This is a genomic window from Quadrisphaera sp. RL12-1S (genome assembly GCF_014270065.1).
Lineage (GTDB): Bacteria > Actinomycetota > Actinomycetes > Actinomycetales > Quadrisphaeraceae > Quadrisphaera.
On sequence record NZ_JACNME010000003.1, the window covers coordinates 336679 to 359926 of the forward strand.

20 protein-coding genes and 1 tRNA gene are annotated in these 23248 nt (G+C 76.7%); 6 read left to right on the forward strand and 15 right to left on the reverse strand.

The window, feature by feature from the left end; genetic code table 11:
- The first annotated feature begins 31 nt into the window (after positions 1–31).
- Positions 32–661 (forward strand): class I SAM-dependent methyltransferase, encoded by a 630-nt coding sequence (locus H7K62_RS07805; RefSeq protein ID WP_186717354.1) that lies wholly within the window; start codon positions 32–34, stop codon positions 659–661.
- A 129-nt stretch (positions 662–790) separates the two neighbouring features.
- On the opposite strand, the gene H7K62_RS07810 is transcribed toward H7K62_RS07805, so the two are convergent.
- Complete coding sequence (locus H7K62_RS07810; RefSeq protein ID WP_186717355.1) at positions 791–961, reverse strand: hypothetical protein; 171 nt, start codon at positions 959–961, stop codon at positions 791–793.
- Positions 962–1123: 162 nt separating this feature from the next.
- Between H7K62_RS07810 and yczR the strand changes: the two genes are divergently transcribed.
- Positions 1124–2593, forward strand: coding sequence for a MocR-like transcription factor YczR (gene yczR / locus H7K62_RS07815; RefSeq protein WP_186717356.1), 1470 nt, complete (start codon positions 1124–1126; stop codon positions 2591–2593).
- Between the two features lie 98 nt (positions 2594–2691).
- The gene (locus H7K62_RS07820; RefSeq protein WP_186717357.1) at positions 2692–4284 is read left to right on the forward strand and encodes a helicase HerA-like domain-containing protein; all 1593 of its coding nucleotides are present in this window, start codon (positions 2692–2694) and stop codon (positions 4282–4284) included.
- Positions 4285–4305: 21 nt separating this feature from the next.
- On the opposite strand, the gene H7K62_RS07825 is transcribed toward H7K62_RS07820, so the two are convergent.
- From H7K62_RS07825 to H7K62_RS07860, 8 genes are all read right to left on the reverse strand, one after another.
- Complete coding sequence (locus H7K62_RS07825) at positions 4306–5721, reverse strand: cystathionine beta-synthase (RefSeq protein ID WP_186717358.1); 1416 nt, start codon at positions 5719–5721, stop codon at positions 4306–4308.
- 29 nt (positions 5722–5750) lie between these two features.
- The gene (locus tag H7K62_RS07830; RefSeq protein WP_186717359.1) at positions 5751–6074 is read right to left on the reverse strand and encodes a hypothetical protein; all 324 of its coding nucleotides are present in this window, start codon (positions 6072–6074) and stop codon (positions 5751–5753) included.
- A 32-nt stretch (positions 6075–6106) separates the two neighbouring features.
- Entirely contained in the window at positions 6107–6928 is an 822-nt protein-coding gene (locus tag H7K62_RS07835; RefSeq protein ID WP_186717360.1) for a Bax inhibitor-1/YccA family protein, read from the reverse strand.
- A 138-nt stretch (positions 6929–7066) separates the two neighbouring features.
- Positions 7067–7143, reverse strand: a tRNA-Leu gene (locus H7K62_RS07840).
- Between the two features lie 79 nt (positions 7144–7222).
- Positions 7223–8626 (reverse strand): NAD(P)/FAD-dependent oxidoreductase, encoded by a 1404-nt coding sequence (locus tag H7K62_RS07845; RefSeq protein WP_186717361.1) that lies wholly within the window; start codon positions 8624–8626, stop codon positions 7223–7225.
- Between the two features lie 146 nt (positions 8627–8772).
- Positions 8773–9672, reverse strand: a complete 900-nt coding sequence (locus tag H7K62_RS07850) for a uracil-DNA glycosylase (protein ID WP_186717362.1) — start codon at positions 9670–9672, stop codon at positions 8773–8775.
- A gap of 29 nt (positions 9673–9701) precedes the next feature.
- Entirely contained in the window at positions 9702–10802 is a 1101-nt protein-coding gene (locus H7K62_RS07855) for an HAAS signaling domain-containing protein (RefSeq protein ID WP_186717363.1), read from the reverse strand.
- A complete protein-coding gene (locus H7K62_RS07860) occupies positions 10799–11131 on the reverse strand; it encodes a PadR family transcriptional regulator (protein ID WP_147926220.1) in 333 nt (110 codons plus the stop codon). The genes H7K62_RS07855 and H7K62_RS07860 overlap by 4 nt, the downstream gene beginning before the upstream one ends.
- A 291-nt stretch (positions 11132–11422) precedes the next feature.
- Between H7K62_RS07860 and H7K62_RS07865 the strand changes: the two genes are divergently transcribed.
- Positions 11423–12433: an endonuclease domain-containing protein gene (locus H7K62_RS07865; RefSeq protein WP_186717364.1), complete on the forward strand. Its 1011-nt coding sequence runs from the start codon at positions 11423–11425 to the stop codon at positions 12431–12433.
- Positions 12434–12555: 122 nt separating this feature from the next.
- Here the strand turns inward: H7K62_RS07865 and H7K62_RS07870 are convergent, their stop codons facing one another.
- Together H7K62_RS07870 and H7K62_RS07875 are read right to left on the reverse strand one after the other, a co-directional pair.
- Entirely contained in the window at positions 12556–13407 is an 852-nt protein-coding gene (locus tag H7K62_RS07870; protein ID WP_222437234.1) for a CPBP family intramembrane glutamic endopeptidase, read from the reverse strand.
- Positions 13404–14402 carry a Ppx/GppA phosphatase family protein gene (locus tag H7K62_RS07875; protein WP_370591666.1) on the reverse strand — a complete coding sequence of 333 codons (999 nt, stop codon included), beginning with the start codon at positions 14400–14402 and terminating at the stop codon, positions 13404–13406. The genes H7K62_RS07870 and H7K62_RS07875 overlap by 4 nt, the downstream gene beginning before the upstream one ends.
- Before the next feature lie 37 nt (positions 14403–14439).
- Between H7K62_RS07875 and H7K62_RS07880 the strand changes: the two genes are divergently transcribed.
- The gene (locus H7K62_RS07880; protein ID WP_186717563.1) at positions 14440–15996 is read left to right on the forward strand and encodes a phytoene desaturase family protein; all 1557 of its coding nucleotides are present in this window, start codon (positions 14440–14442) and stop codon (positions 15994–15996) included.
- Positions 15997–16014: 18 nt separating this feature from the next.
- Here the strand turns inward: H7K62_RS07880 and H7K62_RS23260 are convergent, their stop codons facing one another.
- The 4 genes from H7K62_RS23260 to H7K62_RS07900 are packed head-to-tail and all read right to left on the reverse strand — an operon-like array spanning position 16015 to position 21291.
- A complete protein-coding gene (locus H7K62_RS23260) occupies positions 16015–18096 on the reverse strand; it encodes an ATP-binding protein (protein WP_186717366.1) in 2082 nt (693 codons plus the stop codon).
- Complete coding sequence (locus H7K62_RS07890; RefSeq protein ID WP_222437235.1) at positions 18093–19697, reverse strand: glycosyltransferase family 2 protein; 1605 nt, start codon at positions 19695–19697, stop codon at positions 18093–18095. Before H7K62_RS07890 ends, H7K62_RS23260 begins: the two co-directional genes overlap by 4 nt.
- The gene (locus H7K62_RS23660; RefSeq protein WP_186717367.1) at positions 19694–20920 is read right to left on the reverse strand and encodes a HEAT repeat domain-containing protein; all 1227 of its coding nucleotides are present in this window, start codon (positions 20918–20920) and stop codon (positions 19694–19696) included. The genes H7K62_RS07890 and H7K62_RS23660 overlap by 4 nt, the downstream gene beginning before the upstream one ends.
- A complete protein-coding gene (locus H7K62_RS07900) occupies positions 20917–21291 on the reverse strand; it encodes a response regulator transcription factor (RefSeq protein WP_186717368.1) in 375 nt (124 codons plus the stop codon). Before H7K62_RS07900 ends, H7K62_RS23660 begins: the two co-directional genes overlap by 4 nt.
- Positions 21292–21579: 288 nt before the next feature.
- On the opposite strand from H7K62_RS07900, the gene H7K62_RS07905 reads away from it, so the two are divergent.
- Positions 21580–23193, forward strand: a complete 1614-nt coding sequence (locus H7K62_RS07905) for a sensor histidine kinase (RefSeq protein WP_186717369.1) — start codon at positions 21580–21582, stop codon at positions 23191–23193.
- The last annotated feature ends 55 nt before the right edge of the window (positions 23194–23248 follow it).

Sequence of the window (23248 nt, forward strand, 5' to 3'; positions counted from 1 at the left end):
CGGTCCGACCGGACCAGGGCCACCCTGAGCCATGAGCACTGACCAGCCCGGGGACCAGCCCGGACACGACGTCGCCTGGTGGGACGCCAAGCACCGCGACCGCCCCGTCCACGACGACGTCGACCCGTCCGTCCGCGCCGCCTGCGTCCCGCTGCAGCCCGCTCCCGGCGGCGCCGTCGACCTGGCCTGTGGCACCGGGCGCCACGCGCGCTGGCTCGCGCACCGCGGCTGGGAGGTGACGGGCGTCGACTCCTCCCCCGGCGGCCTGGAGGTCGCGCAGCGCGCAGCGCAGGAGCAGGCCGTGGACCAGCGGTGCCGCTGGGTGGTCGCAGACGCCCGCGGCTGGCAGCCGGAGGCGCCGGTGGCGCTGGTGGTGGTGGCCCTCGTCGCCTTACCTCGGCTGGTGGAGCGCGCGGCGCAGTGGCTGGCTCCGGGTGGTCGCGTCGTCGTCGTCGGGCACGCCCTGGCCAACGCCTCCCGCGGTGTCGGGGGGCCGCGCGACGCCAGGCTCCTCCACGACGTCGCCGCCCTGCGCGAGCGGGCGCGGGACGCCGGGATGCGGGTCCGCCTCGCGGCGGAGGTGGAGCGCCCGGTGGTCTGGGACGACGACGAGCGACGGGTCCAGGTGGACGCCGTCCTCGTCGCGGACCGCCGCCCCTGAGAGGTCCGGTCTCGCCGTCTGCGCGGCACGTGCGACGACCGCGGGCGGCGGGAGACGACGAAGGCCCTGCACCTCAGCGGGTGCAGGGCCTTCGGAGCGCGTCGGCGGCCCGGGGGCCGCCGCGCTGGCTCAGCGGTTGACCGCGGCCGGCGGGACGGAGGGCAGCACGACGCCCCAGCCGTCGTGGCTGCGGGGAGCCGGGCGGTGGGCGTAGCCGTCCCCGTCGATGACGCGGGCGAGCGCGTACAGGGCGCCGAGCGAGACGAGGGACAGGGCCAGGAGGAGCAGGAAGACCGTCATGGATCCATCGTCGACCGTGATTGGCACGAATGCACCAGGCCAATCGAGAATCAGTGGCCTGGACTGCGCCGTTCGGGGACACGGCCGACTGACGAGAGTGACCTGGGACATCCGGAGCCCCTTCCGAGACCAGACCAATCGTGGCAAGGTGGCCTGGTGTCGATGACCACCGGGCCCCTCAGCACCGTGGGGGCGGGCACCTCGGCCACGTCCGCCGCCCGCCTCGCCGAGCTCATCGGACCCGGCACCCTCCACCCGCCCCTCTACACCAGCCTCGCGAGCGGCATCCAGGGCCTCGTGAGCGACGGGCGCCTCGGGGTGGGCGTGCGCCTGCCCGCTGAGCGCGAGCTCGCCCACGCACTGGGCGTCAGCCGCGTCACCGTCTCGGCCGCCTACGGCAGGCTGCGCGAGGCCGGCTGGGCCGACGCGCTGCAGGGCTCCGGCACCTGGACGCAGCTGCCCGCCACGAGCGGCGTCGTCGCCGCGTGGGTGCCGGGCAGCGCGCGCGAGGGGGTGCTCGACCTCTCCTACGCCGCTCCCCCCGGCCCGCCCGAGGTCGCCGACGCCTACGCCCAGGCGCTGGCCGAGCTGCCCCGCCACCTCGGCGGCCACGGGTACGCCCCGCTGGGGCTGGGCGACCTGCGCGCCCGCATCGCCGCCCGCTACACCGCCCGCGGCCTGCCGACCACCCCCGAGCAGGTGCTCGTCACCTGCGGCGCCGGGGGCGCCGTCAGCTCGGCGCTGCGCACCGTGCTCGGAGCCGGGGACCGCCTCGTGGTGGAGCACCCGGTCTGGCCCAACGCCCTCGACGTCGCCCGCGAGCTGCGGGCGCGGCTCGTGCCGGTCCCCCGCGACCTCGCGTCCGGCCCCGGCTTCGTCACCGCGGCGCACCGCGCGGCGCGCCAGACCTCGGCGCGCGCGCTGTACGTCGTCCCCGACTTCTCCAACCCCACTGGCGCCACGCTCACCGAGGGCGACCGCCGCTCGCTGCTCGTCTCCATGCAGCAGCAGGAGGTCACCGTGGTCGCGGACGAGGCCCTGGCGGACCTCGCCCTCGACGGCCAGGAGCCGCTCGCCCCGCTGGCCGCCCACGGCCGGCCCGGCACCGTGCTGAGCGCCGGGTCCATCAGCAAGGCGGTGTGGGCCGGCGTGCGCACCGGGTGGCTGCGCGCCGAGCCCGACGTCATCGCCCGCGCCGCCGCGGCCGCCTCCCGCGACCACGGGTCGTTCTCGCTGGTGGACCAGCTGGCCGCGTGCGCGCTGCTGGACTCCTACGACGGCATCGCCGCCCGCCGCCGCGTGCAGCTGCGCGCGCAGCGCGACGCGCTGGTCGCAGCGCTGCGCACCCACCTGCCCGACTGGGAGGTGCCGGTGCCGCCGGGCGGGCAGTCGCTGTGGTGCCACCTGCCCCCGGAGGTCTCCTCCTCGGTGCTGGTCGACACCGCCGAGCAGCTGGGCCTGCGGCTGGCCACCGGGTCCCGCTTCGGCGCCGGGCACGCCTTCGACGACCGGCTGCGGCTGCCCTTCACCGCCCCCGCGGCGGACCTCGAGCGCGCGGTGCAGTTGCTGGTGGAGGCCACCGGCGCCAGCGCCGGCCGCTCCCCCGCCGCTCCCCGTCGCCACCTCGTCTGACCAGCACCGACAGCAGCCCCGACAGCAGCACCGACAGCAGCCCCTGGCCCCTCGGACGGCGGTGGCACGAGGACGACGACGGCGTTAGCGTCCGCGCCGTGACCTCCTCTGCCGACGCCTTCGTCGCCGCGGTCCGCGACGCCTACGCCACCACCGGCCCGGCCGTGCAGCTCGGCGCGCTCGTCGTGGACGGCACCGCCCACCCCGACGCGCCCGTGCAGCTGCCGCTGTCCGTGCTCAACCGGCACGGCCTCGTGGCCGGCGCCACCGGCACGGGCAAGACCAAGACGCTGCAGCTGGTCGCCGAGCAGCTCAGCGCCCACGGCGTGCCGACGTTCCTCACCGACGTCAAGGGGGACCTGTCAGGCATCGCGCTGCCCGGCCAGGCGTCCGACCGGGTGACCTCGCGCGCCGCCGACGTCGGCCAGCAGTGGGCGCCCTCGGGCTGCCCCACCGAGCTGCTCGCGCTCGGCGGGATCGGCACCGGCGTGCCCGTGCGCGCCACCATCACGAGCTTCGGGCCGGCGCTGCTGGCGCGCGTGCTGGACCTGTCCGACGTCCAGGCCTCCTCCTTGGCGCTGGTCTTCCACTGGGCGGACAAGGCCGGGCTGCCGCTGCTCGACCTGGCGGACCTGCGCGCCGTCATCACCCACCTGGTCTCCCCCGAGGGCAAGGCCGACCTCGAGGGCCTGGGCGGTCTGAGCAAGCAGACCGCCGGGGTGCTGCTGCGCGAGCTGCTCGCCTTCGCCGACGGCGGCGCCGACGCCTTCTTCGGCGAGCCGGAGCTCGACGTCCACGACCTCCTGCGCACCGCGCCCGCCGCCGACGGCAGCGCCGGCGAGCGGGGCGTGGTCTCGTGCCTGGAGCTGCCCGCGGTGCAGGGCCGCCCGGCGCTGTTCAGCACCTTCCTGCTGTGGCTGCTCGCCGAGCTCTTCGAGGAGCTGCCCGAGGTCGGCGACCTCGACAAGCCGAAGCTCGTGTTCTTCTTCGACGAGGCGCACCTGCTCTTCACCGGCGCCAGCAAGGACTTCGTGGCGCAGGTGGCGCAGACGGTGCGGCTGGTGCGCTCCAAGGGCGTCGGGGTGGTGTTCGTGACGCAGAGCCCCACCGACCTGCCCAAGGAGGTGCTGGCCCAGCTCGGGTCTCGCGTGCAGCACGCGCTGCGAGCCTTCACCCCCGACGACGCCAAGGCGCTGCGCGCCACCGCCTCGACCTACCCGAAGAGCGACCAGTACGACACCGAGACGCTGCTGACCAGCGTCGGCACCGGCGAGGCCGTCGTGACGGTGCTGTCGGAGAACGGCGTGCCCACGCCCGTGGCGTGGACCCGGCTGCGCGCCCCGCAGTCGCTCATGGCGCCGGCGCCGGAGGCCGAGCAGCAGCGGATCGTGGCCGCCTCATCGCTGCAGGCGGAGTACGGCACGCCGATCGACAGGGACTCCGCCTACGAGCGCCTGACGCGCAAGACCGCGGCGCCGCCGCGCGGGGCCGGGCAGCCGGCGCCCTCGCCGTCGTCGTCCCCGGAGCCGGCCCGGGAGCCAGCACCGGCGCGGCGGGAGGCCGGACCGCAGGAGCGCTCGGTGGTGGAGCAGGTGCTCGGGTCGTCGGCGTTCCGCAGCTTCGCGCGGTCAGCGGCGTCGAGCCTGGGCCGGGAGATCACCCGGAGCCTGTTCGGCGTGCGCCGGCGCTGAGCCGGCGCACGCCGACGGGCGTCAGCGGCGGCTGGCGAGGAAGGCGAGCAGGTCGGCGCGGGTGACCACGCCGGCGGGCTTGCCGTCCACGGCCACGAGCACGGCGCGGTGCAGGCGCAGGGTCTCGCGCAGGTCGGTGATGGGCTCCCCCGCGCCGACCAGCGGCAGCGGCTCGACCATGTGCTTGCTCACCGCGTCGGACAGCGAGGCCGCCCCGGAGAACACCGCCTCCAGCAGGCCCTCCTCGGTGACCGAGCCGGCCACCTCACCGGCCATGACCGGCGGCTCCGCGCCGACGACCGGCATCTGGGAGACCTGGTACTCGCGGAGGATCTCGATGGCGTCGTGCACGGTCTCGGTGGGGTGGGTGTGCACGAGGTCGGGCAGCCGCCCGGACTTGCCGCGCAGCACGTCACCCGCCGTCGCTCCCCCGACGGCGGCGGTGCCGGGCGCATCGACGTCGAAGCCGTAGGAGCGCATCCACGCGTCGTTGTAGATCTTGCCGAGGTAGCCGCGGCCCGAGTCGGGCAGCAGGACGACGACGACGGCGTCAGCCGGCAGGTCCTTCGCGATGCGCAGCGCGCCCACCACGGCCATGCCGCACGAGCCGCCGACGAGCAGCCCCTCCTCGCGGGCGAGGCGGCGCGTCATGGCGAACGCCTCGGCGTCGGAGACGGCGACCACCTCGTCGGGCACGGACGGGTCGTAGGCGGGGGGCCAGATGTCCTCCCCGACGCCCTCGACGAGGTAGGGGCGTCCGGTGCCCCCGGAGTAGACCGAGCCCTCGGGGTCGACGCCGACCACGCGCACGGGACGGGCGGTGCCGTCCTCGCCGAGGCGGTCGCGGCTGGCGTCCTTGAGGTAGCGGCCGGTGCCGGTGATGGTGCCGCCGGTGCCGACGCCCGCCACGAAGTGGGTCAGGCGGCCGTCGGTGTCCTTCCAGATCTCCGGGCCGGTGGAGGCGTAGTGGCTGGCCGGGCCCGCGGGGTTGGAGTACTGGTCGGGCTTCCACCCGCCCGGGGTCTCCGCGGCGATGCGGTCCGAGACGGAGTAGTAGCTCTCGGGGCTGTCGGGGGCCACGGCGGTCGGCGTGACGACCACCTCGGCGCCGTAGGCGCGCAGCACGTCGCGCTTCTCCACGCCCACCTTGTCGGGGCAGACGAAGATGCAGCGGTAGCCCTTGCGCTGGGCGACCAGGGCCAGGCCCACCCCGGTGTTGCCGCTGGTCGGCTCGACGATCGTGCCACCGGGCCGCAGCGCGCCGGAGCGCTCCGCCTCCTCGATCATCCGCTCGGCGATGCGGTCCTTCACGGAGCCACCGGGGTTGAGGTACTCGACCTTCGCCAGCACGGTGGCGGCGATCCCCTCGGTGACGCGGTTCAGCTTGACCAGCGGCGTGCCGCCGATCAGGTCGACGATGCTCTCGGCGTACTGCACGCCCGGCATCCTCCCATCCCGTCGGTGGGTCAGAGGGAGCGGCGCAGGGCCTCCAGCCGGTGGGCAGCGCGCTCCAGGGCGGCGGCGTCGCCGACGTCGAGCAGGTCGCGGCCGAGCACGGCCACCTGGTCGCCCAGGGCGCGGTCCTCCAGGACGGGGACGACGACGGGCACCCGCCCCTCCGCGGAGGCTGCCTCGTCCGCCAGCTCCTGCAGGACCGGGCGCACCGCGTCCGCTGGTGAGGGGCCGCCGCCGTCCGCGGGCCGGGACAGACGGGTCGGGCCGAGCGCCGCCAGGCGGGTCAGGACCCGCCCGAGCTCGCGCTCGGCCCGTTCGCGCGGTGCAGAGGTCACCGCATCATGCTGTCAGCACTGCTGACCGCTGCTCAGTCCCCGGCCATCGAGCGGATGATCGACAGGATGCGCAGCAGCTCGACGTACAGCCAGACCAGCGTGACCGTGAGGCCGAACGCGGCCGTCCAGGCGTAGCGCTGCGGGATGCCGTTGCGCACGCCCTGCTCGATGAAGTCGAAGTCGAGCACCAGCGAGAGGGACGCGAGGACCGCGCCGATCGCCCCGACAGCCAGGCCCAGAGGGCCCGCCCACAGGTTCAGCCCGTTGCCGAACAGCGCGAAGATGAAGTTCACCAGGCAGAACACCGCGTAGCCGAGCACCGCTCCGATGAGGATCCGGCGGAACTTCGGCGTGGCCCGCACGGCACCGCTGCGGTACAGCACGAGCATCACGGCGAAGACCGCCACGGTGGCGATGACCGCCTGCAGCGCGACGCTGCTGCCCGCGTACTGGACGTCGATGAACTTGCTGATGCCGCCGATGAAGAGCCCCTGCAGGGCGGCGTAGGCGAGGATCAGGACGGGGCTGGGCTCGCGCTTGAAGGAGTTGACCAGGCCCAGCACCAGGCCGCCCAGCGCTCCGACGATCATCAGGAGCGGGTTGCCGAGGAGGTAGCTCACCCCTGCGAGCACCACGACGGTGCCCAGCGTCATGCCGGCGCGCACCACGACGTCGTCGTAGGTCATCCGGCCGGTCTCGGCGGGGCCCGCCGAGGGGGCGGAGTACATCTCCTCGAGCGTCGGCTGGCCGTACGAGGCGGTGCTCGCGCCACCGCGGGGGGTGGCGTCGAAGCCCGCGTAGCCACCGCGCTTGAACTGCGGCGCGTTGCGCAGCGCCGGGTTGTTGCTCTCCATGCGCGTCCTTCCGAGGACTCGACACCGGCGGGCGCCGGTCTCGAGCCCCAATGGTAATGGATTGGTAAAGAACCGCGCGCAGGAGACGCGCCCGGACGGGCGCACGAGCGGTCCCCGCAGGAGCTGGGACGGCGTCACTGGTGCCCCCGGCGGGGTTCGAACCCGCACTGAGGCGCTTTTAAGGCGCCTGCCTCTGCCGGTTGGGCTACGGGGGCCGGCTGGTGGTGAGCGGCAGGACCACGACGACGGCGGGGCCGGTGCGCGCGCACCGGCCCCGCCGTCGTCGTCAGGTCCTCAGCTCTTGGACGGGGCCGGGTCGCCCACGGGGCGCGGCGCCGGCGGCTTGGCGCCGGCGGCCACGAAGTCCTCGCGGGGGTTGGCCTGGCGGCCGATGGCCACCATGTCGCGCGTGATGCCCATGCCCGACGCGGCCCAGCCGAGGGCGATGCGGACCTTCCGGTCCAGCGTGGGCATCGCGTAGAGGTGGTAGGCGCGGTGCATGACCCAGGCCGGGAAGCCCTTGACCTTCACGCCGAAGGTGTTGGCGACGCCCTTGCCGATGCCGAAGGAGGCGACCGTGCCGATGTACTTGTGGCGGTACTCGGTCAGGCCCTCGCCGCGCAGCGTGGCGACGACGTTGGCGGCCAGCACCTTGGACTCGCGCACGGCGTGCTGGGCGTTGGGCGCGCAGAACTGGCCCGGCTCCTTGGTGAGGTCCGGCACGGCGCACGCGTCGCCGGCGCCCCAGGCGCCCTCGACGACGCCGTCGTCACCGGTCACGCGCAGGTCGGCGCGGACGGTGAGGCGGCCCAGCTTGTCCAGCGGGAGGCCGGTGGCGGCGAGCACGGGGTTGGACTTGATGCCTGCGGTCCACACGACGGTGTCGGTGTCGAACTCGGTGCCGTCGGAGAGCACGGCGTGGCCGCCCTCGATCGACTTGAGCTGGGTGTCGAGGCGGATGTCGATGCCGCGCTCGCGCAGCTGCTGCAGCGACCAGACGCTCATCTCGGGGCCGACCTCGGGCAGGATCCGCCCGAGCGCCTCGACCACGATGAACTTGACCTCGTCCTGGCTGATGCCGGAGTGGTCCTTCACCGAGGCGCGGACCAGGTCCTCCAGCTCGGCCATGGCCTCGATGCCGGCGTAGCCGCCGCCGACGAAGACGAAGGTGAGCGCGCGCGCCTTGGCGGCCGGGTCGGTCATGACCGCGGCGGCGTCGAGGCGGTCGAGGATGTGGTCGCGGCAGGCCGTGGCCTCCTCGACGGACTTGAAGCCGATCGCCTGCTCCATGAGCCCGGGGATCGGGAAGGTGCGCGAGACGGCGCCCAGGCCGATGACCACCTGGTCGTAGGAGATCTCGACCTGCTCGCCCTCCTGGGGCTGCACGAAGGCGACCTTGCGGGCCGGGTCCATGCCGGTCACGGTGCCGGTGACGACGTCGGCGCCCTTGAGCGCCTGGCGCAGGGAGACCACCACGTGGCGGGACTCGATGGAGCCGCCGGCCACCTCGGGCAGGAACGGCGCGTAGGTCATGTAGGGGCGCGGGTCGACGACGACGACCTGCGCCTCGCCGGGCTTGAGCTGCTTCAGCAGGTGGCGCGCCGTGAGCAGGCCCACGAAGCCCCCGCCGAGCAGCAGGATCCGGGGGCGTCCCGCCGCGGCGGGCACAGGGGACTCCAAGGAGGAGGGGGCGGTCATGGGGCCAAATCTAGGGTTCTCCCGGGCGTGACTGCTAACGGGGCCACCAGACTCCGCCGTCAGGAGGCACCCGCCGGGGTGAGCACGAGATCGTCTCCTCCAGTCGGGTCGCGCGCGACCCGAAGCACACCGCGGTGCCCGCTGCGTCATCCGCACGGCCCAGCGCCGAGGCCCGCCAGCGCGGCCGCCAGGCCGAGCGCCTCGTCGAGCATCGCCTCCGTGAGCCTGCCCGTGGAGGTGTTCTGCTGGCTCACGTGGTAGCTGCCCACGAGGTGCACCGCACCGCTGCGGCGCCGGCCGCGCTCGTCGTCGTCGTCCTCCTCCGGGAGGGCCAGGACGGCGCGGGCGCCGTGCCCGAAGCGGGGCGCCGACCGCGGGACGGCCCACCCGAGGCGGCGGGCGCAGGCCAGCGAGGCGTCCCAGGCGATGCCGCCGAGCGCCAGCAGCACCAGGGGCCGCACGAGCTGGACCTCTCGGTCGAGCCACGGCGCGCAGGCGGCGCGCTCGTCGGGGGTGGGGAGGTTGTCGGGCGGGGCGCAGCGCACCGCCGCGGCGATGCGGACGCCGGTCAGGTGCTGGCCGTCTCCGGCGTGGTCGCTGCGCTGCTGGGCCGCGAGGCCCGCGCGGTGCAGGGCGGCGAAGATCCAGTCACCGGAGCGGTCGCCGGTGAAGACGCGCCCCGTGCGGTTGCCGCCGTGGGCGGCGGGCGCCAGGCCCACCACGAGCAGCGGCGCGTGCGGGTCTCCCCAGCCCGGGACCGGACGCCCCCAGTACGGCTGGTCGCGGTAGGCGCGCCGGCCGGTGGCGGCCACCTCCTCGCGCCAGGACACCAGGCGGGGGCAGGCGCGGCAGACCGAGACGCGGGCGTCGAGCTGGGCCGCGGTGCGCGCCGACGCAGCGGCCCGCAGCACGCCGGCCGGCGTGCGCGTGACGCGGGCGCCGGGACCCGCCGGGTCCTCGGGCCAGCCGGTGCCCGGAGCCACCGGCGACGTGGCCGGCAGCCCGGTCAGCGGGTGCGGGAGGAGCTCGGGGCGCTGCGGTGGCACCGCCCCAGTGTGGGCGCCGGACGCCCCGGTCAGGGCTGCGCCGTGGGCGTCGGCTCGGGTGCGGACGGCGCCCCGGTGGCGCTGGCGTCAGGGCTGGGGACCTCGGTGGGCGTCGGGGTCGCGCCGGAGGTCAGCGAGGAGGTCGGCGAGGGGTTCGCGGCGGCGGTGCCGACGCCCAGCAGCGGCGGGAGCGTCGGCTCCGGGAGCGGTGGCGTGGTGGGCACCGCCCCCGCCGCCTGCGCCTGGGCGCGCAGCGGGTAGGTGTTCCAGCGGAGGGCGCCGTCCACGCCGACCGCGGGGACCAGCGGCGAAGGCTGCTGCCCGGACCAGTCGGCCCCGCTCCCCGTCGTCGTGGCGAGCGGCCGGCCGTAGTCGTCCAGCAGCTGCACACCGGTCAGGGGCCGGCCCTGCGCGTCGTAGGGGTAGATGTTCGTGACCACCTGCCCGTCGGACCACACGCCGTGCGAGGTGTCCGGACCGCTGTTCACGTACGAGCTGTCCACGTACACCGGCGGGGGGTTCGCGGCCGCGTAGGCGGCGAACGGCAGGACGACGACGGCGAGCGCGTTGCCCGCCACGAGCAGCGTGCGCTGCCACTGCTCGGTCCAGCTGCGGCGCCCCAGCTCGAGGCTGACGGCGGCGGCGCCGAGCACCAGCAGCAGCGCCAGCAGGCCCTGGGCGCCGAGGAAGGAACCGATGACCCACCCACCGACGGCACCGCGCAGCACCCACCACGCGGGGCGCAGCTGCGCGCCGCGGTCGACGGCGCCGGGCCACCAGGGCCGGGCGCGCAGGGAACCGAGGATCCGCTCGCGGTCCTCCCGGAGCCCGTCCGCGGCCCGGCGCCAGACGCCCCGGGCGGGCGGGCCGGGCAGCACACCGCTGCGGTCGGGCAGGCCGGCGGACGAGCGCAGCTCGTCGGCGTAGGCGCGGGGGCTGCCGAGCCTGTCGAGCAGCGGCGTGGAGGACTCGGCGGCCAGCTCGGCGAGGTCGGCCTCGAGGCCGCCGGTGAGCTCCTCGACCACCTCGACGGGCAGGTCGGCCAGCTCCGCGCGCACCGCGGCGGAGTACCCGCGCGCCTCGGCGGCGGGGTCGAGGCCGGGCGCGGGGACGGGCAGGGTGGTGCTCATCGGGGGTCCCCCTCGGGCGCGAGCAGGTGGTCGACGGTCTCGCTGAACGCGCGCCAGCTCTTGCGCTGGGCCTCGAGCAGCTCCCGGCCGCGGGGGTTGATGCCGTAGTACTTGCGGTGGGGTCCCTCCTCGGAGGGCACCACGTAGCTGCTCAGCGCGCCGGCGGCGTACAGACGCCGCAGCGTGCCGTAGACGGAGGCGTCGCCGACGTCCTCCAGACCGGCGCCGCGCAGGCGCCGCACGACGTCGTAGCCGTAGCCGTCGTCGTCCTCGACCACGGCGAGCACGGCCGCGTCGAGCACCCCCTTGAGGAGCTGCGTGGTGTCCACGCGCCGCACACTACTGCGCGAAGCGCACTACCATCCAGAGCGCCACACCGGTGATCTCCATCGCGTGGGCGCCACGCTGGTCACCGGGTGGTCCTGTGCCCGCTGGGTGGCGTGGTGCCCGGCTCCACGGGCCAGGGGCGGGCAGGAGGCCACCCGGTGGGCGTCAGCCCACCCGGTCCGTGGGAGGCCGAGACGGCCGTCGTCCGCCCACAGGTGGCTCCGGACCCGCCGCCGTCCACAGGGACGCGGACGCGGCCCGTCAGCGCCGGCCGGCACCGGCACGCTCCAGCGATGAGGTCCCAGGTGCCGGCGGTCCTGCGGGCGGCGGGCGGGGTGAGCACGTGGTCCGCGCTGGCCGCCGCCACGAGCGACAGCGCCGTCAACCGAGCCGTCGTCTCCGGCGCCGCGGTGCTGGGCCTGCCCGGCGTGCTGCTGCTGCCCGACGTCGCCGACGACGACGCCGCCCGGCGGCGCGCGGCGCTCGCCTACGCCGGTGACGGCGCGCTGCTCAGCCACACCACCGCACTGCGGGTGCACGGGCTCCCGCTACCGGCGCCAGACCCCGTCGTGCACGTGGTGGTGCCCCACCGGCGCCAGCGCAGGACGGCGCGGGAGCACCCCGTCGCCGTGGTCGTGCACCGGAGCCGGAGCCGCCCGCCGTCGACGGTGCGCGGTGGCGACCCGGTGGTGGCCCTGGAGACGGCGGTGGTGCAGAGCTGGCCGCTGCTGCGGGGCTCCGACCAGCGCGCCCCGGCCCTCGTGGCCGTCCGGCGGCGTCTCACCACGGCGACGGCGCTCCGCGAGGAGCTCCAGCGGCGCCGGGTCCTCGCGCAGCGCCCGGCACTGCTGCGGCTCGTGGAGGCCATCGCCGACGGGTGCCGCAGCGAGCTGGAGCTGTGGGGGTACGAGCAGGTCTTCACCGGCCAGGACTTCGCGGAGCTCAGGCGCCAGGTGGAGGTGGTCGTGGACGGGCGTCTGGCGGTGCTGGACTGCTACGACCCGCGCGCGGCGCTCGCCATCGAGCTCGACGGGCGGCAGTACCACGACTCCCCCCGCGACCGGGAGCGAGACGCCGAGCGCGACGTGAGGCTGGCCAGCGTCGGCATCCAGACCGTGAGGTTCTCGCACCGCCGGCTCACCCGGTCACCGGAGGAGTGCCGCCGTGAGGCCCTGCGCACCCAGGAGACCCGCAGGGCGCAGCTGGCAGGACGTCCGAGGCCCCTCGTCGTCGAGGTCCCCGGACGGGCGGGTGGGGCGCCCCGGCTGCGGCTCGCGCTGCCCGCGGCGGCACCCGGCGCGTGAACGGGTGCGCTGGCGCCCGCTGGGTGCGCTGCTGCCCGGGCCCAGCCCCTCCGGCCGGGCACCAGGACACCCAGCGGGCACGAGCCGACCCAGCGGTCAGCGCAGGAGATCGCCGCAGGAGGTCAGTACAGGAAGAGCGGGAACCACTCCCGCGTGTGGGCGTGCACCAGCACCATGAAGAGGATCGCGTCGAAGGTCAGGTGCACCGCCACGACGTAGCTGAGCGACCGCGTCGTCGCGAAGGTGTACCCCTGGACCAGCGCGAACGGGAAGACCAGCAGCGGCCCCCACTCGCGGAACCCCAGCTCGTGCAGGAACGACGTGAACAGCACGGCCTGCAGCAGGTTGGCCAGCCACACCGGGTGGTGGCGGCGCAGCAGCGTGAACACCGTGCAGATGAAGAACAGCTCGTCCCAGACGCCGAGCGCGTTCGTGCCCAGGAACAGCCGCCCCAGCTCACCGGGGGTCCGCGCGGCCGGCCAGTTCTCGTAGACGCCGCTCGTGATGAGGTAGAACGGCAGGGCGGTCCACCCGAGCACGACGACGGCGGCCAGCCACCACCACTCGAAGCGGTTCCACCGGCGCCCGGTGCCCACCGGGAAGGTGATCGCGTGGTCGCGGAAGACCCACCGCGAGAGGGCGTAGGGCGCCCCGACGGCCACGACCATCGCCGCGCCCATGGTGGTCATGTGCTCCCACGAGGTGTCCGTGGTGACCGGCACGAGGCTCATGGCGCCCAGGCCGAGCGCGGCCAGCAGGTGGTCGCGCCCGTAGGAGGACCGCTCGCGCCGTCCCACCAGGGCGGCGACGACGACGCCGGCCGCGAGCACCGCCCAGCCGCCGGGCCGGACCTCCAGGGCGAAGAGCAGCACGCCCGAGACCACCAGCAGCGCCGACGCCGCCAGCCGCGCCCCGCCGCCCGGTCGGACCGGGTCAGGAGCGGCCTCGGCGGGACCCGCCGCCGTCGTCGTCACGCAGGGGCACCCGCCGCGCGGCGGGCCAGCGCGAGGGCGGTGCCGTCGAGGATGTCGTGCTCGCTGGTGCGGACCTCGGCGACACCGGCGCAGGCGGCCACCCGGCGCACCACCTCGCGCCACACGAGCGCGCCCGCGCCGATGACGTCCACCCGGCCGGGGTGCATGTACGGCAGGGCCGCCCGCTGCTCCCGGGGCATGGCCACCAGGTCGTCGCAGGCGGCGACGACGTCCGCCACGGGGAGCACGGACCCGTGGATCCGCGCGGAGTCGTAGGTGGGCAGGCCCAGCGCGTGCGCGGTGACGGTGGTGACCGTCCCGGCCACGCCCACCAGCGAGCGGGCCTCCTCCAGCGGCACGGCGGCCGCGGCGACGCCGAGGGCGGAGTGCACGTCGGCCACCAGGGCCTCCACCTGGGCGGGCGTCGGCGGGTCGGACAGCGCGTGACGCTCGTGCAGGCGCACGCAGCCGACGTCCACCGAGCGCGCCGCCTGCACGTCGCGCTCCCCCAGCACCAGCTCCGTGGAGCCGCCGCCCAGGTCGCACACGAGGTGCGGGCCGGCCACGCCGGCGCCGGTGAGCTCGCCGGTGGCGCCGAGGAAGCTCAGCGAGGCCTCCTCCGCGCCGGTGATGACCTCCGGTGCCACGCCCAGCAGCTGGCGGACGCCGTCGACGAGGAGGTGGGCGTTGCGGGCGTCGCGGCTGGCGGAGGTCGCCACGAACCGCACGTGGTCGGCGTCCCGGGGCACGCCGTGCTCGACCAGCAGGTCCCTCACCCGCGCGGTCTCGGCCAGCGTGCGCTCCAGCGCCTCCGCCGCGAACTCGCCCGTGGAGTCGACGCCCTGCCCGAGCCGCACCACCTCCATGGTGCGCACGACGTCCGCCAGGGACCGGGGGGCGCCGCTGGCGTCGAACGACACGTCGGCCACCAGCAGGCGCAGGGAGTTGGTGCCGCAGTCGATCGCGGCCACGCGCGCTGTCCGGGTCTCTTCCACGGGCGCCATCCTCCCGGACCCGCCTAGCCTCGAGCGCGTGAGCACCTCGGACGACCGGCGACGCGCGAGCCGCCCCCAGGACGGCGAGGTCGACGTCGTCGTCGTCGGAGCAGGTCCGAACGGACTGTCAGCAGCGGTGGTGCTGGCCAGCGCGGGCCTGCGGGTGCAGGTGCACGAGCAGGCGGCGCAGCCCGGTGGCGGCACGCGGACGGTGGAGAGCACGCTGCCGGGGTTCCGGCACGACCACTGCTCGATCGCCCACCCCGCCGGGGCCGCGAGCCCGTTCTTCGACGCCTTCGACCTGGGCGCCTCCGGGGTGGAGTGGCTGCAGCCGCAGACGCCCTTCGGCCACCCCCTCGACGGCGGCCGCGCCGCGCTGGCCCACCGCGACCTGGAGCGCACGGCCGACGGGCTGGGCCGCGACGGCGCCGCGTGGCGGTCGCTGCTGGGGCCGCTGGTCGAGCGATCGCACGAGGTGGTCTCGCTGACGCAGTCCGACCTGCGGACGTTCCCGGGGGTCCCGCGCTCCGCCGGCGCCGCCGCGGGCACCGCCGCCACGGCGGTGCGCCTCGGCCTGCGGGCGCTGGAGCAGGGCAGCCCCGCGTGGGACCTGCGGTTCCGCACCGACGAGGCGCCCGCGCTCCTGACGGGCGCGTCCGCGCACAACATCGGCGACCCGCGCGACCTGTCGTCGGCGGGCGCCGGCCTGTACCTGGCAGCGATGGCGCACGCCGGCGGCTGGCCCGTGGCGCGCGGCGGCAGCCAGGCGCTGGCGGACGCGCTGGTCGCCGAGCTCGAGCGCCTCGGCGGCTCCGTGGTGCTCGGCCACCGGGTGCACGACCTGTCCGAGCTGCCCCGGGCGCGCGCCCTGCTGCTCGACCTCACGCCGAGCGGTCTGCTCGACGTCGCCGGTGACCGGCTGCCGCCGTCGGTGGCGGCGCAGCTGCGGCGCTACCGCTACGGCGGCGCGGTCTGCAAGGTCGACTACGCGCTGTCGGGTCCCGTGCCGTGGACCGCCCCCGGGCTGGCCGAGGCGGGCACGCTGCACCTCGGCGGCACGCGCGCGGAGGTGCGCGCCGTCGAGCGGGAGGTGCGCGCCGGCCGCCACCCGCGCCGGCCGTTCTGCATCGTCGTCCAGCCCGGTGTGGTGGACCCCACGCGCGCCCCGGCGGGCCGGCACACGCTGTGGACGTACGCGCACGCCCCGCGCGGCTCGCGCCGCGACCTCGAGCCGGAGGTGACCGCGCAGCTGGAGCGCTTCGCGCCGGGGTTCCGCGACCTGGTGCTCGCCAGCACGACGACGACGGCCGCCGAGCTGGGCGCGGAGAACCCGAGCATCCCCGGCGGCGACGTCGCGGCCGGGGCCGTCACGCCGTGGCAGCTGGTGATGCGCCCGCTGCCGCGGTGGGACCCGTACCGGGTGCCGGGGCTCGACGGCACCTACCTCTGCGGCGCAGCGACGCCGCCCGGGCCGGCCGTGCACGGCATGAACGGCGTGCACGCCGCGCGGCGGGTGCTGCGGCAGCGCTTCGGCGACCGCCGCGACCCGCTCGACCTGGTCCGCGCCGCCCGCGCCCCCCTCACCCGTCCGTGATCATGGGCGAGGGACGGGTCAGGAGGGGGCGCCGACCGCCTCGGCGGGGACGGCGCTGGGCAGCAGCACCCGCGCGGTCGTCCCCGTCTCCGGGGTGGACGCGATGACCAGCTGACCGCCGTGGTGCTCCACCAGCGAGCGGGCGATGGTCAGCCCGAGGCCGGCGCCCGGCACCGCGAGCGCCGTGGCGTTGCTGGCGCGGAAGAAGCGCGTGAACAGGCCCCCCTGCTCGGCCAGCGGGATGCCGATGCCGGTGTCCACCACCTCCACGAGGCAGTGGGGCCCGTCGCGCAGCACGCGCACGAGGACGGACCCGCCGGCCGGCGTGAACTTCACCGCGTTGGAGACCAGGCCCGCGAGCGCGCGACCGAGCGAGGCCGGGTCACCCGTGACCCGCAGGGCGCCGACCAGCTCGGCGTCGAGGTCGACGTCCACCTCCAGGTGCACGCCCGAGGCGGTGGCCGGGCCGCGGTGGGAGTCCACCACCTCCCGCACCAGGTCGCCGACGGCGACGGGCTCGTGGACGCCGCGCGGGGCGCCGTCCTCGATGTGGGACAGGGCGAGGAGGTCCTCGATGAGCACGCGCAGGCGCACGGTGTTGCGCTCGACCACGGCGAGCATGCGGTCGACGCCGTCGTCGAGGTCCCCGGCTCCTCCCTCGCGGAGCATCTCCACGTAGCCGGCGATGCTGGTCAGCGGGGTGCGCAGCTCGTGGGAGACGGTGGCGAGGAACGTGGACTTGCGCACGTCCAGCTCGCGCAGCTGCTCCACGAGCGCCTCGGAGCCGGCCAGCAGCCGGGTCACCACCACGGCCCGGCCGAGGTCGGAGGCCACCGAGCGCAGCAGGTCGACCTCCTCGTCGGTCCAGGTGCGCGGACCGTCGTGGGTGAAGACCGTCAGCGCCCCGACGGCGGCCTCACCGGCGCCCACGGGCACCAGCAGCACGGCGGTGGCGCCGGTGCGCTCGGCGAAGTCGACGGTGGCGGGCTCGGCGGAACCGCTGGCCACGAGGGCGGCCAGGTCGGTGACGGAGAAGTGGGCGTCGGCCTCCCAGACCCGCTGGAGCCAGTCCGGCAGGGCCTCGGCGACGTCACCGACGTCCTCCACCACGGGCGGTGCGCCCTCACGGGCCCAGCTGCCCTGCAGCGGGGCCATCGCCGCGCCGGTGGGCCGGCTGGCCTGGTGGGCCCGACCGCCGGTGCCGCCGCGCGGGCCCCAGGGGGCTCCCTGGGCGCCGTCGACGAGCCGCACCCACGCCCGGTCCACGCCGAGGCCCTCCCCCAGCACCCGCAGGGCCTCGGCGAGCGAGCCCTGCGGGTCGATCGGGTCGCGGGCGAGCCGGCCCACCTCGCTGGCGAGGCTGCGGAGCGCGGCGGAGCGCTCGGCGGCGGTGCGGGTGCGGGCCCCCTCGTCGGCGAGGGCGTTGACCCACCGGGCGACGGCACGCACCTCGGCCGGGCCGCGCCCGCTGTCGGCGCGGCGGGCGTGGTCACCGGAGGTGAGCGCCCCCAGCACGGCGGCGACGTCGGCCAGGGGCGCCACGAGCCCGCGGCGCACGCGGACGGCGAGGAGCAGCGTGAGGGCCAGAGCGCCCGCGAGGACCAGGCCGACGACGACGAGGGAGGTGTCGCGCACGCGCGCCTGCTGCTCCCGCAGGTCCGTCTGCTCGGCCGCCACGCCCTCGACGAGCGCCTGGTGGGCGGCGAGCAGGTCGCTCGGTGCGCCGGAGGTCTCGGCGGAGGGCGGTGCGGAGGGCGGTGCGGAGGGCGGTGCGCGGTGGACCCACGCCTGGGCGGCCGCCACCTCGCGCTCGACGGCCCGCTGCTCGGCGTCGGTGCGGGCCAGCGCCCGCAGCTGCCCACCCAGGGCCGAGACCTGGGCCGCCTGCGCCGCGGCGCCCTCGGAGGCCCCCGCGTCGGAGGCCGCCACCACCAGGGCGGTGCTCGTCTGGGCGAGGTCGTCGAGGCGGGCGGCGGCGGCGTGGCGGACGTCGCTCAGCAGCAGCGCCGCGGCTCCGGCCCCGGCGAGCAGCACCAGCAGGACCACGAGCAGCGCGAGCCAGCCGCGCAGGCCCACGGCGAGCGGCTGCGCGCCCCTCACCGCCGGGCTCCGGTCAGCGGTCTGCCGGACCCGCGGGTGTCGGGCAGCTCCACCACACCGGTAGCCGCACCGGGTCGCGGACCGGCGGCGAGGCCTTGGCGGTCCATCGAGCCCCACACCTGCTGCTGCCCGCGCAGCAGGGACCACAGCCCCTGCACGCGCCACAGCGCCGTCAGCTGGCGGTGCCCGGCGTTCTCCAGCACGGAGGCCGCCAGGCCCCGGGCCAGGTCGCGCCAGCGCTGGGAGCGGTGGAAGGAGAGCTCCTCCACCAGCAGCGCCGCCACGGTGACCATGACCGCGTAGCCGTAGCAGAGCACCATGAGCAGCAGCGCCGCCCTCCAGGGCACCAGTCCGAAGGCCACCGCCAGCGGCGTGAGCACCACGCCCAGCAGCTCGATGACCGGGGCCACCAGCTCGAAGAGCACGTAGTACGGCAGCGCCAGCAGGCCGATGCGCCCGTACCGGGGGTTGCCGATCATGCCGCGGTGGCGCCACAGCGTCTCCGCCAGGCCCCGCTGCCAGCGGCGGCGCTGGCGGGCCAGCACGGCAGGCGTGGCGGGCACCTCGGTCCAGCTGGCGGGCTCGGGCACGAACACCACGCGGTGCTCGCGGCCGGCGTCGCGCAGGTGCCGGTGCAGGCGCACCGTCAGCTCGAAGTCCTCACCGATGCACGTGGGGTCCAGCCCGCCGACCTCCACGAGCACGTCGCGGCGGTACATGCCGAACGCGCCGGAGATGAGCACCAGCGAGCCGAGCCTCGACCAGCCGGCACGCCCCACGCAGAAGGCCCGCAGGTACTCCACCACCTGGAAGCGGGCGGTCCAGCCGCGCGGCATCCGCACGTCCGCCACGCGGCCACCGACCAGGGCGGAGCCGTTGACGGCGCGCACGGCGCCGCCGGTGGCCACCACGCGGACCGGGTCGTCGGCGAACGGCCGCGACACGGTGAGCAGCGCGTCCGGGTCGAGCACGGAGTCGGCGTCGGTGATGCAGACCAGCTCGTGGCGCGCGGCGTTGATGCCGGCGTTGACGGCGTCCGCGCGGCCGCCGTTGTCCTTGCGGACCACCACCAGCGGCGCGCGCCCGCCGCGGGGCACGTGCACGCTGCGGACGGCGCCGCGCACGGGCACGTCCCGCGGGAGGCTGCGGGGCACCTCGACCAGGTCGAAGGCCTCGCGCAGCAGCGCGAACGTGGCGTCGGTGGAGCCGTCGTCGACGACGACGACCTCGTGGCGCGGGTGGCGCAGCGCGAGCATGGCGCTCACCGACCCGACCACGGAGGCCTCCTCGTCGAACGCCGGCACCACCACGGACACCGACTGCGTCAGCGGCGAGGCGCTGGCGTCCTCCACGCCGCGGAAGCGCCCGCGGCGCAGGTAGCGGCCCATGTCCGCGCCGGCCAGGCCGATGAGCACGAGGTAGCTGGAGTTGATGGCCAGCACGTACAGCAGCACCGGCAGGCCGAGCAGCTGCACGAGCACCACCACCGTGCCGCGCACGGTGCCGCCGAGCAGCTCGGCGTGGGCCTGGACGCCGGCGGTGCCCACCGCCTCGAGGGCCGCCTGCGCGGCGGCCCCCACCTCGGGCCACAGCCCGCTCACGCGCCGGCCCCCACGAGCGCACCGGCACCCGCGGGCGCGGCGGCCGCGGCGTCCCGCGCCGCGGCGTCGGCGCGGACGGACCCGACCTCCGCGGCGGAGGCCGCGGGCAGCACCTCGGCGAGCTCCGCGCAGACCAGCACCTCGTGGGCGCGGGCCACGGCCTGCGGCGAGCCGCCGGCGGACTGCCCGGCCACCTGCGCCAGCACCCTCGCGCCGGGGGCTCCCAGGGCGAGCAGGGCCGCCGCGGCGGCGGCGGCGAGGTGGGCGTCGCGGTCGTCCAGGAGCCCCCACAGGCAGCGCAGCGCGGTGGGGTCGCCCACCTCGCCGAGGGCCACCGCCGCGGCGCGGCGCACCGAGGCGGCGCTGGAGGGGCTGGTCGCGGCGCGCAGGGCGGAGGCCGACGTGGGCGCGCCGAGGCGGCCCAGGGCCGTGGCCGCGCGGGCGCGCACCGCGTCGGAGCCGTCGCGCAGCACGAGGTCCTCCAGGTCACCGGCGGCGGCGCTGGCGCCCAGGCGGCCCAGCACCTCGGCCGCCGTCAGCCGCACCAGGGCGCTCGGGTCGGACAGGGCGGTGCGCAGGGCGCCCGTCGCCGGGGCCCCGAGCAGCAGCAGCGAGCGGGCCACCACGTCCGGCGGTGCGGCGGGGCGCTCCCCCGCCAGGGCGGCGAGCAGCGCCTGCGCGGCCCGGCCCGTGGCGTCGTCCTCGAGCACCCCCACGGCACCGGGAGCACCGGCGCGGCCCAGGGCCCGCGCCGCCACGAGCCGCACCTCGGCGTCGTCGTCGTGCAGCAGCGCGGCCAGCTCCGGCACCGCCGGGGCGTACGCGGCGGCACCGAGCAGCTCCGCCGCGGTGGCGCGGCGCACGGCGCTGCGGGCGTGCAGCCCCGCCCGCTCCCGCGTGATGACCCCGCGGACGGCGAGCAGCTCCACCAGCAGCCGCTGGCCATCACCGCGCACCTTGCCCAGCACCAGGAGCACGGCCGGCTCCACGGTGCGCCACGCGGCGGCGTCCAGGGCGGTGAGGGCGTCAGCGGCCGCGGTGGCCTCCTCCCCCTCCCCCACGGCCACCTCGAGGATGAGGGGGCGCAGCGGCTCGGCGACGGCGCGCCGGCGCGCCTCGCGGCGCGCCCGCAGCCCGCGGACGGCGGCGATCGCCAGCGCCAGCCCCAGCACCAGCGCGGAGACGAGCACCAGCCCGGCGACGACGACGGCGAGGAAGGTCACGGCCGCGCCCGTCCCAGCACGGCCTGCACGCGGCTGACCAGCTCGCGGGGGCTGAAGGGCTTGACCACGTAGTCGTCGGCACCGGCGGCGAAGCCGCTGGCCACGTCCTGGTCCTGCGCGCGCGCCGTGAGCATGATGACCGGCAGCGCGGCGGTGACGGGGCTGCGGCGCAGCTCGGCGCAGACGTCCAGACCCGACAGCCCCGGCATCATGAGGTCGAGCACCACGATGTCCACGCCGCCGGCGCGGGCGGCGTCCAGCGCCGCGGCGCCGTCGGGCGCAGAGCGCACCTCGTAGCCGGCCTGCGTGAGCTTGAAGGCGACGAGCTCGCGGATGTCGAGGTCGTCGTCAGCGACGAGGACGGTGGTCATGGTGCCTCCGGTCTGGGGCGGGCCTGCGGGCTGCTGGCGGGGTGCTGGCGGGGTGCTGGCGGGGTGCTGCGGCGTCTGGACCGGCATCGGCAGCGCACCCCGCCGCCTTGAGCCGATCGGGTGACGGGCCGGCTTCCGCGGCCGGCCGGTGGTGCCCCGGCGCGCCGCGTTCCACCGGGGGACGCTCCGGGGGGACGCTGGGTGACCCGATCGGCTCAAGGCGGCCGCGCCAGGCGCCGAACAGGGGTGAGGACGGCCGCGCCCGCGGCCCGCGCAGGAGGTCTCCCCGTGTCCAGCAGCCCGGTCGAGCAGGAGGCCGCGCAGGCCGCCCCGCCCGCGCCGGACGCCGCCGACGCCCCCCGCGCCGCGCTCCTGCGTCGCGTGCGCGCGGCCACCGGCTGGCCGTGGGCGTCCCTGGAGCTGGCCGAGCACCTGCTGCCGACGTCCCTGGGCGCCCTGGCGGCCGAGCGCGGGACCGCCGTGCACCTGCCCGACGCCGCGGACGCCTCCGCAGCCCCGGACCTGGCCGGCAACCCCTGGGTGGACGGCCGCATCGCGCGCACCCGCGCGCTCGCGGCGGTGCCGGTGACCGGTCCCGGCGGCGACCTGCTCGGCGTGCTGGTCGCCCGCGACGACGCCCCGCACGCGCCGAGCGCGGAGCGGGAGCAGGCCCTGGCCGACCTCGCGGCCCTGGCCGCGGGAGCGGTGATGGCCCACCGCCAGTCCCGCGCGCTGGGCGGTCTCGCCGCGGCGGTCGCGGCGGCGGACCAGCGCGTGGCGCTCGCCCAGGCAGGTCTGGCGGACCGGCACGACCTGCTCGAGGCGGTGCTCGACACCGCGGATGTCGGCGTGGTCGCGCTGGACGCCAGTGGGCGGGTGAGCGTGCTGAGCCCCCTCGTGCGCGCGTGGGCGGGGCTGCCCGACCACCTCGAGGCGGGTGCCGCGGCCCGCGCGGCCACCACCGCGCTGTGCGCGGACGCGGCCGGCACCGTGCTGTCCGCGGTCCGCGGGCCCCTGCTCGAGGGGCTCGCGGCCGGTGGCGAGTCCGAGTCCGAGGTCGTGTTCGCCAGCGCCGCGGGGGCGGTGGTGACGTGCGTGTGCCGGACCCGGGTGCTGACCACCGCCACCGGCGCGCGCGCCGGCGTGGTCGCGTCCCTGACCGACGTCACCGCCGAGCGCGCGGCGCGGGCCGAGCTGGAGCGGTCCAACGCGGAGCTGGAGGCCTTCGCCGGCATCGCCGCGCACGACCTGCGCTCCCCCCTCACCGTGGTCGACGGCTACCTGGAGGTCCTCGAGGACGACGCCGCCGCCCGCGGCGACGCGCGCGCCGTCGGCTGGGCGACCACCGCCCGGCGCAGCGCCGGCCGCATGGCCTCCCTGCTGCAGGGGCTGCTCGCGTACGCCACGGCCGGGGCCCCCGAGACCGCCCCGCGCCAGCAGGTGCCGCTGAGACCGCTGCTGGAGGCGGTGCTGGCGGACCTGGCCGTCCCCGAGCGCGCCGTGGTCGAGCTGCCGGACGCCTCCCCCGTGCTCGTGGGAGACCCGGTGCAGCTGCACCAGCTGCTGAGCAACCTCGTGGGCAACGCCCTCAAGTTCACCCGCGCCGGCGAGCCCGCAGTGGTGGTGTGCGGTGCCTCGGAGCTGCCGGGCGCCTGGGAGCTGGTGGTGGCCGACCACGGCCCCGGTGTCCCGCCCGACCAGCGCGGCGCCGTGTTCCGCGCCTTCGAGCGGGGGTCGCACCGCAGCGGCGCCGCCGCGGGGCGGCAGCACGGCCGGGTGGAGGGTCACGGTCTGGGGCTGGCCACCGCCGCGCGCATCGTCGCCCGGCACGGCGGCCGGATCACCCTCGACGAGACCCCCGGTGGCGGCCTCACCGTGCGGGTCCGGCTCCCCCGTCCGTGATCATGGACCTCCGAAGCACTGTCCGTTCGTGATCATGGGCTTCCGGAACAGCTGC

Excerpts from the sequence above, each read along its gene's own strand:
- H7K62_RS07805 (WP_186717354.1), top strand. The coding sequence starts at position 32 with ATGAGCACTGACCAGCCCGGGGACCAGCCCGGACACGACGTCGCCTGG.
- H7K62_RS07810 (WP_186717355.1), bottom strand. The coding sequence starts at position 961 with ATGACGGTCTTCCTGCTCCTCCTGGCCCTGTCCCTCGTCTCGCTCGGC.
- yczR (WP_186717356.1), top strand. The coding sequence starts at position 1,124 with ATGACCACCGGGCCCCTCAGCACCGTGGGGGCGGGCACCTCGGCCACG.
- H7K62_RS07835 (WP_186717360.1), bottom strand. The coding sequence starts at position 6,928 with ATGGAGAGCAACAACCCGGCGCTGCGCAACGCGCCGCAGTTCAAGCGC.
- H7K62_RS07845 (WP_186717361.1), bottom strand. The coding sequence starts at position 8,626 with ATGACCGCCCCCTCCTCCTTGGAGTCCCCTGTGCCCGCCGCGGCGGGA.
- H7K62_RS07855 (WP_186717363.1), bottom strand. The coding sequence starts at position 10,802 with ATGAGCACCACCCTGCCCGTCCCCGCGCCCGGCCTCGACCCCGCCGCC.
- H7K62_RS07865 (WP_186717364.1), top strand. The coding sequence starts at position 11,423 with ATGAGGTCCCAGGTGCCGGCGGTCCTGCGGGCGGCGGGCGGGGTGAGC.
- H7K62_RS07900 (WP_186717368.1), bottom strand. The coding sequence starts at position 21,291 with ATGACCACCGTCCTCGTCGCTGACGACGACCTCGACATCCGCGAGCTC.